Genomic DNA, 16,795 nt, shown 5'->3' on the forward strand with positions numbered 1-16,795 from the left:
CCGCCACCGCGATGCGCCAGGGACCGTAGCCCCGGCTATCGAGCCGCGGGGCATACAAAGCGCGCAGGCCCAGGTCGGTGGGCAAGGCGGGCTCTTCTTCGCTGCACGCAACGAAACCCTCGGGGGTGGGTTGCAAGGCCACATCCACCGCCGGTGTGAGCGGCTCGGTGGAGCAGGCGTCTGGCAGGTCGGGCAGGCAAAGCAGGCTGGATTCGCGCAGCCCATACAGGTGCTCGATGCCACGCCAGGTATCGGGCCGGGTCGGGTCAAACACGTGGGTGGGCAAACCCCGCTCGGCGAAGCTGGGCACCAAATGGCCGATGCGCGCACGGCGTTTGGCCGCGCGGCTGGAAGCCGACTCCAGGAACGGCCAGGGGTCGGCCACGCGCACCACCATGGCCCGCTGGCCGCCGCGCGCAAAGAAGCTGCGCACCGCCGCCCCGAGGTAGGTGGCGCAGCGTTTTTGCCGACCACTCACCGGGTCTGCCGCCAGGCCCACCAGACGCTGGTCCCAGGCGAACAAGCGGTCGAACAAGGCCCAACTGTCGATCAGCACCGGCACGTTTTCCAGCGCCTCCAAGGCGTCGGCGCCTTTGCGCCACGGGCCGTGCACCCAGCCGTCTTCGCGCAGTTGCTGGCGCACCGCGTCGGGCAGCGGCTGCTCGCGCCGACGCGCCACAAAACCCACGAAACACGCCACGTCGGTGCGTTCGGGAGCGGTGCGCAGGCGCGGCGCGGCGGTTTCGAAGATCAGGGCCATGGTGAGAACAGTCCGTTGCAGGAGCGCGCCCCATCACGCATGGAACCGAGCAAGCCCGGGATGCCGCAGAGCCGGCTGTTCCGGGCCGCAGGCACCGCCCCCTTGAGGGCGCCACTCCAGGCGCGATGGGTGTGGTTCATATCGGTCAGGCGTTGATTTCCATGCCTTCGGCCGACAAGGCGATTTCTTCCATCGCCACGTCGCCCCCGCCCTTGCCCGCCAGCGTGGGGCCGGTGTATTTCATGGGGATCACGCCGCGCAACACCCAGCTCTGGACCGGTGCATGCGCCTCGTCCAGCAGGGTGATGGTCACGTTGCGCTGTGCCGCCGGGCCTTGTGTCCGCGTCTGGCTGATCCAGTCGAACAGCGATTTGGAGTTGAGGATGCCGCGCTTCAAGGTGACGTCCGACACCTTGTGGATGCCAGCGACTTTGCGCACGTGGTTTTCTTTCTCGTTGCCGTTGCGGTATTCGGCGATGGTCATTTCGGTGCCGATGCCGCTGACATCGGAGAAACCGCCAAAGACCTCGCCGCCGTCGAAGTTGACGAGGTAGTTGAAAGCGCCGTAAGGGGTGGTGCGATTGGCCATGGTTCAGCTCCTGTTGGGGTTCGGTTCACTCGCGGGCGTCGGCCGTTTTCTGGCCGATGCGGAAGATCACGAACTCGGCCGGCTTGATGATGGCCACGCCGATCAGGCAGATCAGCCGTCCGTTGTCGAGGTCGTTCTGGGTCATGGTGCTGCGGTCGCAACGCACAAAGAAGGCTTCTTCGACCGAGCTGCCCAGCAAGGCGCCGCTGCGCCATTCGTTGTAGAGAAAATCGGCCACGGTCTGGCGCACGTTGGCCCACAGGCGTTCACCGTTGGGTTCAAACACCGCCCACTGGGTGCTGCGGTAGATGGACGCTTCCAGGTAGTTGAAGTAACGCCGGTCGGACACGTATTTCCACTCCGGATCGCTGGAGATCAGGCGCGCGCCCCAGACGCGGTTACCGCGTCCGCTGAAGAAGCGCAGGCAGTTCACGCCGGCGGGGTTGAGCATTTCCTGCTGGGCGAAGTTGACGTCGGTTTCGAAGCGCAACGCGCCCCGCACTACCTCGTTGGCGGGTGCCTTGTGCACGCCGCGAAAGGTGTCGTTGCGGGCGTAGATGCCGGCCATGAAGCCCGACGGAGGCAAGGCGATTTCCTTGGCAATGTCTTCGCGGCCGGGCCGCGCCAGCGGGTTGGACACCACCACCCAGGGGTAGTACATGGCGGCGTATTTGGAGTCGAACAGGCCCCGGTAGGTGCGTGCTTCGGTCGGCATCTGGTCGGGCTGGGCGTCGAGCACCGCGATGCGGTAGGCGCGGCGGCCCTCGGCGTGGGCGATCAACACGCTGGCAATGGCCTGCGGGTTGTCGGCACTGTCCACGCTGTAGGCCGAACTGCCCGGTGCCGCCACGATGGACACGTCTTCCAGCGAGCCGATTTCGGACAAGGCGAGCGCGTAATTGGCGGCAGTGGGCTGGCCACCGTCCAGGCCACCCGCCAGCACCCAGGTGCGCTCCATCTGGCCCGCGCTGTTGGCGGCGCCTGCGGCGAACAGCCCCGCCAGCAATTCGGCGGGCGACACCCCGGCACCGATGTCGATGGCGTACAGGTTTTGCAGATGGTCGCTGCGGCGCGAGGGCGCAGCCGCGAGCACATAACCGATCCAGCGCGGATGCAGACTGGACACGCCCATGTCTTCGTAGGCCAGCGCGTTGCCGTCCCCGTCCACCGCCAGACCCGAGAGGGTGAGCAGACGCGGGGTGTCGGCCAGCAGCGAGGCCTGCGTCACCGGGGTGCCCGCCAGATCGGCGGCCGGCACCCAGGTGGCGCCCACCTTCACGTGCATGCCACCGGCGGTGCGCACCAGGCTGCCGTTCGGACAGTTGTTGAGCGCGGTCTCGGACGCGGGAATGAGCACCTCGCGCAGAACCACCCGCCCATTGCCCACCGCGCCAGGGGAGCGGGCACGAAAATGCACGCCCTCGTCGGTGCCGGCCAGCACCTGCACGGTGGCCGCCGCAGCGGCGGCACCCACCACGCGCGACACGTACAGGCGCGAACCACCTTCGTTGAAGAAGGCCTGCACCGCGTGCGCCAGGTAATTGGTGGCCGGTACGCCCGCGCCCAAGGCCAGATCGGCAAAACCGCCGTAGATGCGCTCGAAGTCGCCGTAACTGGTGAGCAGTTCGGGCGACTCGGGCGAATTCACATCCACCCGGTAAGGCCCTTTTCGGGTCGGCCCCACAAAGGCGGTGGTGCTGGTGCCCACGCCTTCGATGGACTTCGCACGGAAACTGGTTTCTTCGACATAGACACCTGGCGCAAGGTATTCAGGCATGGCTCATCTCCTAGTGAAAAAAGGGGTACATCCAGACAGCATTCAGGGAACATCGATCCCGAGGGATACATGGAGCGGCCGACCGGCCGCCAGGCTGATCGCAACGCTGGCCTGTGGCAGGCCGGCGCGCGCGTCTTCGATCGCCACCGGATCCACCAGCGGCAAAACATCCGGCGATCGGCCAGCGAGCACTTGTGCACGCGCCACACGCGTCGCGCTCGCGGGATCGAAATAGGCTTCCAGGGTGGCGTCGATCTCGGTCACGACCACGTCGCCAGGCCCGGCCGACCAAGTGGTGACGGGAATGCCCGCGACCGGCACCAACGCCTCGCCGCGCCAGTCGGAAAGACCCCGTGCCAATACCTGCCCCCCGCTCAGCACGCGCAACAACACGCCGCCCAGCGCGTCGTCGCTGCCGGTGTCGCGCAGGCTCACCCGCAAGCCGGCCCAGTTGGCGCCCACGCTGGCGGTGCCCGAGGGGAACATCGGCACTTCCACGGGCACGAAGATCGAGGCCGGGTCGGCGGCCATGGCAGCGTCGGCGTTGCGTGGCAGTGCCAGGCGAACCCTGCGCGAAAGGTAGTGGCCCAGTGGATCGCTGACCGAAAGCAAAAGTGGCTGCGACCCAGGCAAGGGCGTGGCCGGTGCTTCTGCAAAGGCTTGTGTGTGTGTGTCCAATGGCGGCCAGTCGTAGATCACAAAAAGTCCGCTGCGGTTGCGGGCGATGCGCGTGCCAGGTGGTGTGACCAGCCTGAGCGGCAGATGCAAGCTGGCGCGCGTGGTGGCGTCCACACACCGGAACGCGCCCAGCACGCGGCGCTCGACCCGGTCGAGCAAAGCCAGTTCGGGCACGACCGCGCTCATGTGCGTGCCTCGGAACCGTAGTCCCAGCGTGTGGCCACCACGGGCCGCGCTTCGCTCATCAGATCCGGGTCGAGCCGGACCATGCGCGCGATGTAGGACACGGACAAGCGATAGGACGGCTCCAGCGCGTCCCAGATGCGCATGATGTCCTCGGTCGACAGTTCGGCCGGCACCACCTGGATCACCTCGTCGGCGCTCCAGGCAGGCTCCGGCGAAAGCGATGACGCGTCCAGGATTGGGTACAGGTGCAACTGCCGGATGGTCCAGGCCAGCGCCACCTGCTCGTCCATGGCGCTACCGCTCCAGGCCGACAACATGATGTGCAGGTCCAGCCCCAGGGGCGCCGGGTTGGCCTGCGGCATGCGGCCTGGGCGCTGGTGGCGGCTGTGTTCGTTGACCGTGACCCGATAGAGGTACAGGCTGACGCGGTTGTTGTCGTCCTGGGTGCCCGCCATCTGGTTGGACGACAGCACCTCAAAGGTGCATGCAGGCATGGGCTGACCGCCACTGCTGACCGGGTAGGTGTTTTGCAAAAAGGTGGCGATCGAACTGCATACCGAGTGGATCGCAAACACGTTGGCCATGGTGATGCCCGCTCAGTGACCGTCAAAAAATCGGGGCGACAACACCAAGAAACCAGACATCTCATCCCCTTTTGTTTTTTGGAATCCGGCGCATCGTGACGGCCGACTCCACCCCGTTTTGTTGTCGCCAAATGAGCGACTAAGCGTGCATTTTTTTTGGTTTTTATACATTTCAATGGACCTAGAAGCTTTAAAAAATACCTTTGTGATAGGAAAGTTACGATTTCTAACCTACCGGTTTGAGGGCGGTTTTTCGGGCGAAGAAGTCAGGCTTCTTGCCGCTGCCAGGCCCGAATTTCCTTTCCAGAACGGCTGTTCCCGAGCGATCAGAGCGGGTCCAGAAGCAGGCCGACATGGGCTGGGCCATGCACAGGTGAGGGACACACCGAACCGGTGTTGGGACCCAAAATCCGCCGCCGCACGTGCACGGGGCGTACCGTGCAGGTCGCCCCCGTCAACGCCGCAGCGGCCACGGCGGCGGCGGCCTGCACGCGCTCTATACTTTGGCGCAGCGGTTGCCGCTTGGTGCAGCCCGTGTTTTGCCTCGCCATGGCCATCCCACCACCGCGTTCTTCTCGCCTGTCCCAGTTCCTGCGCTGTTTTCTGGCCGTTCTGCTGACCTGCCTGGTGCCCTCGTGGGCCACGGCGCAGACCTTGGTGGCGGTCGCGTCCAACGTCAAGTCGGCGGCAGAGGACATCGCCGCCGCGTTCGAACAGAGCAGCGGCCAGTCGGTGCGTCTGAGCTTTGGCTCTTCGGGCAATTTTTTCCGCCAGATCCAGCAAGGCGCGCCCTACCAGCTCTTCCTCTCTGCCGACGAAGACTTTGTGCGCCAACTGGCCGCCGCTGGCCTCAGCACCGACCCCGGTGTGGTCTATGCCGTGGGGCGGCTGGCCATCGTCGTGCCCAACGCGTCGCCCGTGAAAGCCGACGCCGAGCTGAAAGACCTGGCCGCCGCGCTGCGCGACGGTCGCTTGAAAAAGTGGGCCATCGCCAACCCGGCGCTGGCCCCCTACGGCGCCCGCGCACGCGAAGCCTTGCAACATGCCGGGCTCTGGAATGCCCTGCAAAACCATCTGGTGCTGGGCGAAAACATCGCGCAGGCCACGCAGTTCGCACTGTCTGGCAGCACGCAAGGCGGCATCGTCGCCTATTCGCTGGCGCTGGCGCCCGCCGTGGCCAAACAATCACGCTTCGCCCTGATTCCCCAGGCCTGGCACCAGCCGCTCACGCAGCGCATGGTGCTGCTGCCTCAAGCGGGTGAGACCGCGCGCGCCTTCTACGCCTTCTTGCAAACGCCCGCCGCACAAACCATCTTTCAGCGCCACGGCTACGGTGCGCCGCAAGAGCGGTGACCGCGCGCAACCCCGGACGCTGAACCCCATCCATGGACTGGACCGCCCTCGCCTTGTCGCTGCAGCTGGCCGCCGCCACGGTGGCCCTGCTGCTGCCCCTGGGTCTGTGGCTGGGCCGCTGGCTGGCACGCACGCCGTCGCGCTGGAAGATCTGGATCGAAGCCGCTGTGCTGCTGCCGCTGGTGCTGCCGCCCACGGTGCTGGGCTACTACCTGCTCGTCGGCATGGGCGGCGCGTCGCCGGTGGGGCAGTGGTTCCAGCAGGTGCTGGGCGTGCAGCTCACCTTCAGCTTCACCGGCCTGTTGCTGGCCTCCATCGTGTTCAACCTGCCCTTTGCCTTGCAACCGCTGCAACGGGCCTATGAAAACGTGCCGCGCAGTTTGCACGAGGCGGCGCTGGTCTGCGGCCTCGGCGCCTGGGAGCGGTTCTGGCGCGTGGATCTGCCGCTGGTCTGGCCCGGTGTTCTGTCGGCCCTGGTCATGACGTTTGCCCACACCCTGGGCGAGTTCGGCGTGGTGCTCATGGTGGGTGGCAGCATCCCGGGGGAAACCAAAACGCTGTCGATCGCCATTTACGACCAGGTGCAGGCTTTTGACCTGCGCAGCGCCCACCTCATGTCGCTGTCCTTGTTGGCCATTTCGTTGCTGGCCATTGGCGCTTCGTTGCTGGCTTCGCGCAAGATGGCCGCGCCCGCGCATCCCTGAACAGCGTCCACAGAAAGCCAACTTGTCCCTGAGCGTCAACATCGAACAGTCGCACCCCATGCGGCTGGCAGGTTCTTTCCATTGCGAGGCGGGCCAGATGGTCGCCCTCGTCGGCCCCTCGGGCGCGGGCAAAACCTCGCTGCTGCGCTGCATCGCCGGGCTGATGCGCCCGCAACTGGCGCAGATCCGCGTCGGCGGCGATACCTGGTGCGACACCGAACTGCGCATCTGGATGCCACCGCAAGCCCGCAACGTGGGCCTGGTGTTCCAGAACTACGCGCTCATGCCCCATATGAGCGCCCTGGACAACGTGGCCTTGCCGCTGCGGGGGGAGCAACGCAAGAGCCGCGCGCAAGAAATGCTGGCCCGCGTCGGTTTGTCGCCCGACGAGATGCAACGCCGACCGGCCCAGCTATCGGGTGGGCAACAGCAGCGGGTGGCGGTGGCGCGCGCGCTGGTACGCGAACCGGCTGTGCTGCTGCTGGACGAACCCTTCTCTGCGGTCGATCAGATGACGCGGCAAAACCTCTACGCCCTGCTGGCCGATTTGCGCGAAGACATCGCCGTGCCCATGGTGCTGGTGACGCACGACCTGCAAGAGGCGCGCATGCTGGCCGACGAGCTGGTGGTGATGGCCGATGGCGAGGTGTTGCAGCAAGGCCGACCCGACGACATCCACCGCGCACCACGCAACCCCCGCGTAGCCGATATGGTGGGCGTGGCGAACCGGTTTGACGGCACCTGGGAAGGCAGCCACGCGGCGCGGGACGGCTGGGGCTGGCTGCGCTGGGGCAACGGTCCTTCTGCCATTCGGCTGCAGGTGCGCGACAAGGGCCGCATCGCCGCAGGGCAGTCGGCGTCCTGGGCCATTCCGGGCGAAGGCCTGACGCTGAGCGCGGCGGAACTGAACTCGGACTTCCCCGAGCTTGAATCCGAAACCTTGCTGCTGCCAGTGAGCGTGCTGGCGCTGCGCCACCTGGGCGATGTGTCGCTGCTGCGCATGCACTGTGACGCCGCCGGTGGCAGCGTATTTCAGATGATGCTCACCGGCCCGCAGACCCTGCCCCTGGCGCCCGGCCAAATGCTGTGCCTGAGCCTGGACCTGTCGCTGGTGCACATCATGCCGATCAAGACCGGCGCCGGCGCACTGGTGGCCAGCGCGCCGGTCGCGTAAGCAGTCATCCGGGCGCTACCCGCGCCCTCAGTTGGGCCGGATCTGGTTGCGCTCGATCACATCGGCCATGACGGCCGTGTCCATCTTGACCCGGTTGGCCAAGCCCTGGGGCGAGGTACCGGCCACCTGCCAGCCCATGGCAAAAATGGTCTGGCGCATCTCTGGCCGGCGCACGATTTCGGTCAGCAGCGTGGCCAGGCGGTTCACGTGCGCCTTGGGCAAGCTGTTCGGGGCCGCCACCGCGTTCCAGATTTCCAGCTGCAGATCGCGCACACCGGATTCCGACAAGCTGGGCACTTCGGGCACCACGCTGCTGCGCGCGGCCGATGTGACGCCAATGGCGCGCAGCTTGCCACCGCGCACCTGGGCCATGGCCAGACCGGGTGGCAACAAGGCCATCTGGACCTGACCGCTCAGCATCGCCGCGATGACTTGGGGATTGCCCTGGTAAGGCACGTGCACCGGCGCCAGGCCGGCCCGGCTCTTGAACAGCTCCATGCCGATGTGGGCCACGGTTCCGATGCCGGGTGAACCGTAGTTCCATTTGTCGCCCGACTGCTTGGCCAGCGCCAGAAATTCGGCGCCACTGGCGGTCACGCTGTTGGGAACCGTCAGCACCAACGGGGCCACGGCCAGCAGCGACACCGGCGTCAAATCGGTCAGCGGGTCGTATGGCGTGGCCGGGTTGAGGATCTTGGCGATCGTCATGTTGCCGTTGATCATCAGGCCAATGGTGTGGTCGTCGCTGGCGCGCGCCACCAGATCGGCCGCGATATTGCCGCCTGCGCCAGGGCGGTTGTCCACCACCACCGGCTGGCCCAGCGCTTGCGACAAGGGCTCTGCCAGCGCGCGGGCCATGAGGTCGGGCGACGAACCACCGGGGAAGCCCACCACGATCTTCAAGGGCCGGTTGGGCCAGGCGGCCTGCGCGCGCGCCGTGGGCACGATCAGCGACGCGGCCAGCGCGGCGGCGGCGGTCAGGGTGTGGCGGGGGGTGGGCTGGGCCAGGGGGGTGTTGCGATGGGGCATGTACATCCTTGATGAAGGGTGAAAGGTGAACGGATTCAGACGTACGGCGGACTCGGTGGTCCGTTGTACAGCCAGGGCTTGTCCAGCACATTTTCGCCCAGTGCGGCCATGGCCAGGTCGCGCGCCCAGCGCAGCGGGCCGGCGGCATGAAAAATGGTGCCGTTGCTTTCAGACCGGCGCTGCACGCGGGCATTGCGCTGCCAGCGGCATTGCGCAAAGCGCAGCAACAGCTCGGGCCAGTCCATGCGGTTGGGGTTCTCGCGCGCCGCCTGCATCAGCTCGCCCAAGGTCCAGGCGTCTTCCAGCGCCATGGCGGCGCCTTGCGCCAGGTAGGGCCGCAAGGGGTGGGCTGCATCGCCCAGCAGCGCCACGCGGCCCATGGCGTGTTCGTGCGGTCCACACATGGGTTTGCGGTCGTTGAGCGCCCACAGCTTCCATTGCGGCACGGTTGCGATCACCTCCAGCAGCTCGCGGCTGGCAGGGCCCAAGGCCCGCAACAGATCGGCCGCATGGGCTTCGTGGCTCCAGCTCTGCGGGTCCGCGCCCACCTCGCCGCCATGTCCCTGACCGAGCACCCCGGTCACGACGGCCACCACGTTGAGCCACTCGCCCCGGCGCACCGGGTAGTGCACCACGTGCAAATGCGGCCCCAGCCAGACGGTCACCCGGGACTGGCGCAAATGATCCGGCAAATCGCTGATACGGACCATGCCGCGATAGGCCAAGTGGCCACTGGCACGCGCCGGCTGGGCACCCAGCATTTGTGCGCGCACACGGCTCCACAAGCCATCGCAGCCGAGCAAGGCACCGCCTTCGAAAACGGCACCGCTCTCGGTGCTCACGTGCACCGAATGGGCGCTTTCCGAATAACTGCCGACCCGCGCATTCAACGCCAGTTGCACCCCCGGCTGGCTTTGCACTTTGTGCAGCAAGAGCTTGTGCAAATCGGCGCGGTGCACGGTCGCATAAGGGCTGCCATAACGCGCACGGCTCATCGCACCCATGCGCAGACGGCCCAGTTCGTACGCACTGTGTGCGTCGCGCACCGAAAGGTATTCGGGAAACACGGCAAAGGTGTGCAGCTCGTCGTGCAAGCCCCAATCGGACAGCACGCGCATCGCGTTGGGGCCCAGTTGCAGACCAGCGCCCACCTCGCCAAATGCCGGTGCCTGCTCGATCACGTCCACCGAGACACCCGCGCGCGCCAAGGCCAAGGCACAGGCCAGCCCACCAATCCCCCCACCCGCTACCACTATTTTGTTATCCATGAGCCGTGATTGTGCCGTACAGCTCCGGTCGGCGTTGGACCTAAAACAGGGCCTCTATCGTGCAAATAGCGCCTATTCGGGGCTTTTGGCCCGTTTCACAGGACGCGGTGGAACCACACCAGGGAAAGCCCCGAGGCCAACAACACCAGAAAAGCCGCCACCAAGGCCAGCAAACCAGAGACCTCGGTTTCCTTTTTCTCCACCGTCAAACGCGTGCTCAGCGTTTCGTAAACCTTTTTCAGATTCTCGGCGGTGCCCGCGAAAAAGTACTCGGCCTGTGTCGTGCGCGCCACGTCCTTCAAGGTGTCTTCGTCGAGCCGCACCCGCATGGACCAGCCCTCGAAGCCGATCACCTCGCCGTCGACCGTGCCCACGCCCACCGTGTACACGCGCACGCCACGCTCGGCGGCCATCTTGGCGGCGTCTTCCGTTTCCACCCCGGTGGTGCGCTGCCCGTCGGTGAGCAAGATGATGGCGGCCGACGTGTAGGAGCCCGGGGCCACGGGCACAAAGGCTGGCTTTTCCTTTTCGACCTGGTCCAGCGAGCGGCCCTGGGCCCGGAACGGATCGCGGCCACCACCCGCGCTGGCCAAGCTGATGTCTTGCCCCGGAAACAGTTCGGCCAGCGCCACCACGATGGCACTACCGATGGCGGTGGCGCGCTGCAGCTGGAACTTGTCGATGGCGCGCACCAGGTCTTCGCGGCTCAGGGTGATGGGTTGCACCACTTGCGCCGTGCCCGCAAACGCCACAATGCCCACGCGCACATGGCGCGGCAATTCGGCCAGAAAAGCCTTGGCCGCGTTTTGCGACGCGACCAAGCGGTTCGGCTCCACGTCGGTGGCGCGCATGCTGCCCGACACATCCATGGCCAGGATGATGGTCTGCTGCGCCGCCGGCAAGGTGATGCTGGCCATGGGCCGGGCCGCCGCCAGCAACAAGGCGGCGATCGCCAACAACAGCAACAGGGGCGGCACATGGCGGCGCCAGCCCGGCCCCCGCCCCATGGCTTCGCGCACGATGGACAGGCTTGCAAAGTTCAGCGCCACGCGGCGGCGCCGTGCCATCAACCAGAAGTAGAGCAAGACCAGCAGCGGCAGCACCAGCAGCAGCCACAGAAACGAGGGCCAGATGAAAGTGATGGGTGTGTTCATGGTCGACTCCCTGCGGAAAGCGGCGAACCCCTGGGTGTGGCTGGGGTCGGCACCGGCTGGCGGCGTGGCCGGGCACCGCTGGCCCGCTGCTGCCGTTGCCGCCGCAAACCGGCAAAACGCAGCACCGCCTCGGCCAGATCGTCGTCGGTGGACAGCTCCAGCGTGTCCACACCGGCGCGCGACAGGCTTTCGCGCAATGCGGTTTCGCGCTGCGCGGCGATGCGGGCAAAGCGCTGCCGAAAGCCGGGGTCGTGCGTGTCCACCAGCAGCTGTTCACCGGTCTCGGCGTCGCGCAACGTGAGCAGGCCGATATCGGGCAAGCCCATCTCCAATGGATCGAGCAAGCGCACCGCCACCACATCGTGGCGCCGGGCCAGTTCGCCCAGCGGTTTTTCCCAACCCGGCTCGCTCACAAAGTCGGACACCACAAACACCGTGCCCCGCTGGCGCAGCGCATGGGAGGCCGCCAGCAGCAAGTCGGACAAACGTGTGGGCGCACCGTCGTTGGCGGGCTTCGCCTTTTTCGCGCTGGGGCGCAGCGCCTGGGCCTTCATGATCTGGTCCATCAAGCGCAGCACCTGGATGCGGCCGGCGCGCGCGGGCAAGACGGTGTTGACCCGGGCCTGCCCCTGGGCACCGTACAGCACCGCGCCCACGCGGTTGCCGTGCCGCCCCATGAGCCGGGCCAGCACCGCCACGAAACGCGCCAACACCTGGCTCTTGCGCTGGGCGCCGGAACCGAAGTCCACCGAGGGACTGAGATCGAGCAGGAACCAGGCGCTCATTTCACGGTCTTCGGTGAACACCCGCACATGCGGTTGCTGCAGACGGGCGGTGACGTTCCAGTCGATGTGGCGCACATCGTCGTGGTGCTGGTATTCGCGCAGGTCGGCCAGATCCAGGCCAGAGCCGCGCATGAGCGTGCGGTAGTCGCCCTGCAGCAAGCCATCGATGCGGCGGATCACGGTCCACTCCAACTCCTGCAACAAGGCGTCCGCACCCGTCTTGTCCACCAACGGCGCCTCGGGCGCTGCTGCGGTTGCGCTGCGGGACGACTTGAACAGGCCGAACATGGCGACTCCTAGGCGGCGCGCCGCTCGTGCTCCAGCGGCTTGGCCGGCACCGGCACCGCCTTCTGGATGCGGTCGATCAAGGCGTCGCTGTCCAGACCTTCCGACAAGCCTTCGTACGACAGCACGATGCGGTGGCGCAGCACGTCGTGCACCAGATCGCTCATGTCTTCGGGCAAGGCGTAGCTGCGGCCCCGCAGCAGGGCCAGTGCACGCGCACCTTCGACCAGACCGATGGTGGCGCGCGGGCTGGCGCCGAACGTGATGAAACGCGCGCTGTCTTTCAGGCCGTGCTTCTCGGGCGTGCGCGTGGCCGACACCAGCTTGACCGCGTACTGCACCAGCGAAGGGTCCACGTACACGGCGCGGCACTGCGCCTGCAAAGCGCCCAGCTGTTCGGTGGTGGCCACCGTCTGCACCTGCACCGGCGGGCCGGTGACGCGCTCGACGATCACGAACTCTTCTTCGTCGCTCGGGTAGTCCACCAGCACCTTCATCATGAAGCGGTCCACCTGCGCTTCGGGCAGTGGGTACGTGCCCTCGGTCTCGATCGGGTTCTGCGTCGCCATCACCAGGAAGGGGCTGGGCACCAGATGGGTCTCACCGGCGATCGTCACCTGGCGCTCCTGCATCACCTCCAGCAAAGCGCTCTGCACCTTGGCCGGTGCGCGGTTGATTTCGTCGGCCAGCAAGAGGTTGGCGAACACCGGCCCCAGCGAGGTGCTGAACTCGCCGGTCTTCTGGTTGTAGATGCGCGTGCCCACCAGATCGGCGGGCACCAGATCGGGCGTGAACTGTATGCGCTTGAACCGGCCCTGCACAACATTGGCCAAGGTCTTGACGGTGAGGGTCTTGGCCAGACCCGGCACCCCCTCCACCAGCAAATGCCCTTGCGCCAGCATGGCCACCATCACCCGCTCCAGAAAGCGGTCCTGCCCCACCACCACGCGTTTGACTTCGTAGAGGATTTTTTCCATCAGCTCGGCGGTGTCGTTGTTGCTGGTGTGTTCGTTCAAGTCGTTCTCCTAAAAAACATCCACGGCGCAAAGTGCCCCAAACCCAGGGCACCGCGGAACCGGCTCCGCCGGACCGCCCCCTGGGGGGTGACGGCAAAGCTGGCGCGGGGGCATTCAGAACGGCGGCAAGCCCGCCCCCGCCGCCGCGCTCTCGATCGGCACAGCAAAACCAATGCCGACAAAGGTGCGGTGGCTGGTCGGGTTCAGGATGCCGGTCACGATGCCCACCACCTCGCCATCCAGGGTGACCAGCGGACCACCCGAATTGCCGGGATTGGCGGCGGCGTCGAACTGGATCAGATTGCCCAGTTCCTGCGTACCTTCGGGCGATTTGAAATTGCGGCCCAGGCCGGAAATCACCCCGGCAGAAACAGACGGTCCGATGCCAAATGGAAAGCCCACCGCCACCACACCGTCGCCCGGCATCAGATCGTGGGTGGAACGCAGGGTGGCGGCCTGCAGGTCATCGGGCACGGTGTGGGCTTGCAACACCGCCAGATCGTGCTGCGGCTGCACGCCCACCACGCTGGCGCCGGATTCGGAACCGTCGGCAAACACCAGCTTCACGGTCTGCGCGCTCTGCACCACGTGCAGGTTGGTCAGGATCACGCCCTTGTCCACGATCACCACGCCGGTGCCCACGCCCTGCTCTTGTTCCTCGCCATTTTTGTTCTGGGCAAAAGCCCGCACCAGCACCACCGAGGGCTGGATTTTGGCGGCGGCCCGCGCCGTCGCCGATGGCAGTTTGTGTGTCGCCAAGGTGTGGCGCACCGCCGCGTCGATGTCTTTCTGCGTCGGCGCCCGCATGCCCGCTTGTTGTTGCCGCCAGGTGCTGACGCCCAGCGCCAAAGCCAGCATCAGCATGAACGACCAGAGCACCCGGGGCGAGCCCCAGGCCCGGCTCAGCGCCGTGCGCCAGCGCCTAGGTGGCGCGACCGGCGCGGGTTCGGGCAGGTCGACCGCTGCCGCACCCGCCCCCATGGCAGGGCCACGGGGTGAACGGCTGTACAGGGCGGGCTTGCGCATAGCACCTCCAGGCAGGGTGGATGCAAAACATCATGCCGGTTAACGGCTCCGGACTCAAGCGCTCAACAATTGCCGGAGCACGTAGGGAAGGATTCCGCCTTCGCGGTAATAGTTCACTTCCACCGGCGTGTCGATGCGCAAGGTGACGGTCACCTCCTTGCGCTGGCCATTGGCCCGGGTGATCACCAGGCGCGCATCGCTTTGGGGCGTGAGCGCCGGGTCGGGAATCACGTCGATGGTTTCGTCGCCGGTCAGCCCCAGGCTCTCCCAGGAATCCCCGGCCTTGAACTGCAGCGGCAACACACCCATGCCGACCAGGTTGGAGCGGTGGATGCGCTCGTAGCTGCGCGCGATCACCGCCTGTATGCCCAGCAACTGCGTGCCCTTGGCGGCCCAGTCGCGGCTGGAGCCGGTGCCGTATTCCTCACCCGCGAACACCACCGTGGGCACGCCCGCAGCCTGGTACTGCATGGCGGCGTCGAAGATGTACTGCTTGTCGCCCTTGTTCGGGCCATCCATCTGCTGCACAGTCCAGCCGCCCTCTTCGCGCGAGCCGTTGGCATCGGGCGGCAACATCAGGTTTTTCACCCGCACGTTGGCGAAAGTGCCGCGCATCATCACGTCGTGGTGGCCGCGCCGCGCACCGTAGCTGTTGAAGTCGGCCTTCTTCACGCCGCGCCCGCGCAACCACTGGCCAGCAGGCGATTGTTCTTGAATAGAACCGGCGGGCGAGATGTGGTCGGTGGTGATGGAGCCACCGAACAGCGCCATGATGCGCGCGCCCTTCACGCCCGGCGCCTGCGTGGCGCTGGCCTGGGCCAGTTCAAAACCGTCAAAGAACGGTGGCTCGGCGATGTAGGAACTGTCGGGCCAGGTGTAGGCCGCGCCGCTCACGCCTTTGATGCGTTCCCACAGCTTGCCGGGCTCGCTTTTCACGCGTTCGTAATTCTCGCGATAAGCCTTGCCGTTCATGGCGGTTTTCATGAAGCGGTGGATCTCGTCGCTGGTCGGCCAGATGTCGCCCAGGTACACGTCGCGCCCGCCCTTGCCTTTGCCCAGGGGCTCGGTCATCAAGTCCTTGGTCATGTTGCCAGCAATGGCGTAGGCCACCACCAGTGGCGGGCTGGCCAGGAAGTTGGCCTTGAGGTTGGGGTGGATGCGCGCTTCAAAGTTGCGGTTGCCCGAAAGCACCGCGGCACAGATCAAATCGTTTTTCTTGATCGCCTCGTTCAGCTCCGGCGTGAGATCGCCCGCGTTGCCGATGCAGGTGGTGCAGCCGTAGCCGGCCAGCGCAAAGCCCAGCTTTTCCAGGTAGGGCATCAAGCCGGCTTGTGTGAGGTATTCGGTGACGATGCGCGAGCCCGGCGCCAGCGAGGTCTTGATGTGCGGCTGCACCTTCAGCCCCGCCTCCACCGCTTTCTTGGCCAGCAGGCCAGCGGCCAGCAGCACGCTGGGGTTGGAGGTGTTGGTGCAGCTGGTGATGGCGGCGATCAGCACGTCGCCATTGCCCACGGTGAGTGCGGGCCTGCCTTTTGCGGCCTTGGTGAGACTGGAAGACGACTTGGCCGCCAGCGCGGGCCGGTTGCCCACCATTTCGGCCAGGTCGCGCGCCGCGCCGGGTGGCGCTTCAACGGTCTTGGGATCGGCCACCTGCCCGGCGCTGCCCACGGTGACGCGCTGGGCCAGGCGCTCGGTCGGCTGGTTGAAGCCGTTTTCGGCGTTGGACTTGCTGAACAGCGACACAAACTGCGAAGCCACCTGGCCCAGCTCGATGCGGTCTTGCGGGCGCTTGGGGCCGGCCAGGCTGGGCGTGACCGAACCCAGGTCCAGGGTCACCACTTGCGAATAATCGATCTCGCCCGCGCCGGGCACGCCGAACAGGCCTTGCGCCCGGAAGTAAGCCTCGAACGCCTCGATCTCGCTCTTTTTGCGCCCCGTGCCCCGGAAGTAATCCAGTGTCTTGTCGTCCACCGGGAAAAAGCCCATGGTGGCGCCGTATTCGGGCGCCATGTTGGCGATGGTGGCGCGGTCGGGCAGCGTGAGCGAGGCCGTGCCTGCGCCAAAAAACTCCACGAACTTGCCCACCACCTTGTGCTGGCGCAGCAGCTCGGTCACGGTCAGCACCAGGTCGGTGGCGGTCACGCCTTCGCGCAGCCGCCCGCTCATCTCGAACCCCACCACGTCGGGGGTGAGGAAGTACACCGGCTGGCCCAGCATGGCGGCTTCGGCCTCGATGCCGCCCACACCCCAACCCACCACGCCAATGCCGTTGATCATGGAGGTGTGGCTGTCGGTACCCACCAAGGTGTCGGGGTAGTACAGATCGCCCTTCTTGTGCACGCCGCGCGCCAGGTATTCCAGGTTCACCTGGTGCACGATGCCGAAGCCGGGTGGCACGACACGGAAAGTGTCAAAGGCCTGCATGCC

General features: G+C 66.3%; 14 protein-coding genes and 1 pseudogene. 3 read left to right on the forward strand and 12 right to left on the reverse strand.

The genetic code is table 11. The features are described from left to right. The 5 genes and pseudogenes from ABYB95_RS04705 to ABYB95_RS04725 all read right to left on the reverse strand — a co-directional run. A pseudogene (locus tag ABYB95_RS04705) lies at positions 1 to 760 on the reverse strand (phage tail protein); the annotation flags it as partial. Between the two features lie 145 nt (positions 761 to 905). Beyond that, the gene (locus ABYB95_RS04710) at positions 906 to 1,349 is read right to left on the reverse strand and encodes a phage tail protein (RefSeq protein ID WP_372657304.1); all 444 of its coding nucleotides are present in this window, start codon (positions 1,347 to 1,349) and stop codon (positions 906 to 908) included. 25 nt (positions 1,350 to 1,374) lie between these two features. After that, positions 1,375 to 3,126, reverse strand: a complete 1,752-nt coding sequence (locus ABYB95_RS04715) for a phage tail sheath family protein (protein ID WP_372657305.1) — start codon at positions 3,124 to 3,126, stop codon at positions 1,375 to 1,377. Between the two features lie 42 nt (positions 3,127 to 3,168). Next, positions 3,169 to 3,990, reverse strand: coding sequence for a hypothetical protein (locus ABYB95_RS04720; RefSeq protein WP_372657306.1), 822 nt, complete (start codon positions 3,988 to 3,990; stop codon positions 3,169 to 3,171). Next, positions 3,987 to 4,574 (reverse strand): DUF4255 domain-containing protein, encoded by a 588-nt coding sequence (locus ABYB95_RS04725; protein ID WP_372657307.1) that lies wholly within the window; start codon positions 4,572 to 4,574, stop codon positions 3,987 to 3,989. The genes ABYB95_RS04720 and ABYB95_RS04725 overlap by 4 nt, the downstream gene beginning before the upstream one ends. A gap of 549 nt (positions 4,575 to 5,123) precedes the next feature. On the opposite strand from ABYB95_RS04725, the gene modA reads away from it, so the two are divergent. Genes modA through ABYB95_RS04740 form a run of 3 tightly spaced genes read left to right on the forward strand, consistent with a single transcriptional unit; the run spans position 5,124 to position 7,805 of the window. Then, positions 5,124 to 5,927 (forward strand): molybdate ABC transporter substrate-binding protein, encoded by an 804-nt coding sequence (gene modA / locus ABYB95_RS04730; protein WP_372657308.1) that lies wholly within the window; start codon positions 5,124 to 5,126, stop codon positions 5,925 to 5,927. Between the two features lie 32 nt (positions 5,928 to 5,959). Then, a complete protein-coding gene (gene modB, locus ABYB95_RS04735) occupies positions 5,960 to 6,631 on the forward strand; it encodes a molybdate ABC transporter permease subunit (protein ID WP_372657309.1) in 672 nt (223 codons plus the stop codon). Between the two features lie 22 nt (positions 6,632 to 6,653). Beyond that, the gene (locus ABYB95_RS04740; protein WP_372657310.1) at positions 6,654 to 7,805 is read left to right on the forward strand and encodes an ABC transporter ATP-binding protein; all 1,152 of its coding nucleotides are present in this window, start codon (positions 6,654 to 6,656) and stop codon (positions 7,803 to 7,805) included. 27 nt (positions 7,806 to 7,832) lie between these two features. Here the strand turns inward: ABYB95_RS04740 and ABYB95_RS04745 are convergent, their stop codons facing one another. The 7 genes from ABYB95_RS04745 to ABYB95_RS04775 form a co-directional block, all read right to left on the reverse strand. Beyond that, positions 7,833 to 8,834, reverse strand: coding sequence for a Bug family tripartite tricarboxylate transporter substrate binding protein (locus tag ABYB95_RS04745; protein ID WP_372657311.1), 1,002 nt, complete (start codon positions 8,832 to 8,834; stop codon positions 7,833 to 7,835). 35 nt (positions 8,835 to 8,869) lie between these two features. After that, on the reverse strand, positions 8,870 to 10,102 hold the full coding sequence (locus ABYB95_RS04750; RefSeq protein ID WP_372657312.1) for an FAD-dependent monooxygenase: 1,233 nt from the start codon (positions 10,100 to 10,102) through the stop codon (positions 8,870 to 8,872). A gap of 95 nt (positions 10,103 to 10,197) precedes the next feature. After that, a complete protein-coding gene (locus ABYB95_RS04755; RefSeq protein WP_372657316.1) occupies positions 10,198 to 11,244 on the reverse strand; it encodes a VWA domain-containing protein in 1,047 nt (348 codons plus the stop codon). Positions 11,245 to 11,252: 8 nt separating this feature from the next. Continuing rightward, positions 11,253 to 12,329: a DUF58 domain-containing protein gene (locus ABYB95_RS04760; RefSeq protein WP_372657313.1), complete on the reverse strand. Its 1,077-nt coding sequence runs from the start codon at positions 12,327 to 12,329 to the stop codon at positions 11,253 to 11,255. 8 nt (positions 12,330 to 12,337) lie between these two features. Beyond that, positions 12,338 to 13,303, reverse strand: a complete 966-nt coding sequence (locus ABYB95_RS04765) for an AAA family ATPase (RefSeq protein ID WP_372657317.1) — start codon at positions 13,301 to 13,303, stop codon at positions 12,338 to 12,340. 153 nt (positions 13,304 to 13,456) lie between these two features. Next, positions 13,457 to 14,368, reverse strand: a complete 912-nt coding sequence (locus ABYB95_RS04770; RefSeq protein WP_372657314.1) for a S1C family serine protease — start codon at positions 14,366 to 14,368, stop codon at positions 13,457 to 13,459. Between the two features lie 54 nt (positions 14,369 to 14,422). Continuing rightward, on the reverse strand, positions 14,423 to 16,795 hold a 2,373-nt coding region (locus ABYB95_RS04775), incomplete at its 5' end, for an aconitate hydratase (RefSeq protein ID WP_372657315.1).

It is taken from the genome of Hydrogenophaga sp. (assembly GCF_041633695.1).
Taxonomy (GTDB): domain Bacteria; phylum Pseudomonadota; class Gammaproteobacteria; order Burkholderiales; family Burkholderiaceae_C; genus Hydrogenophaga.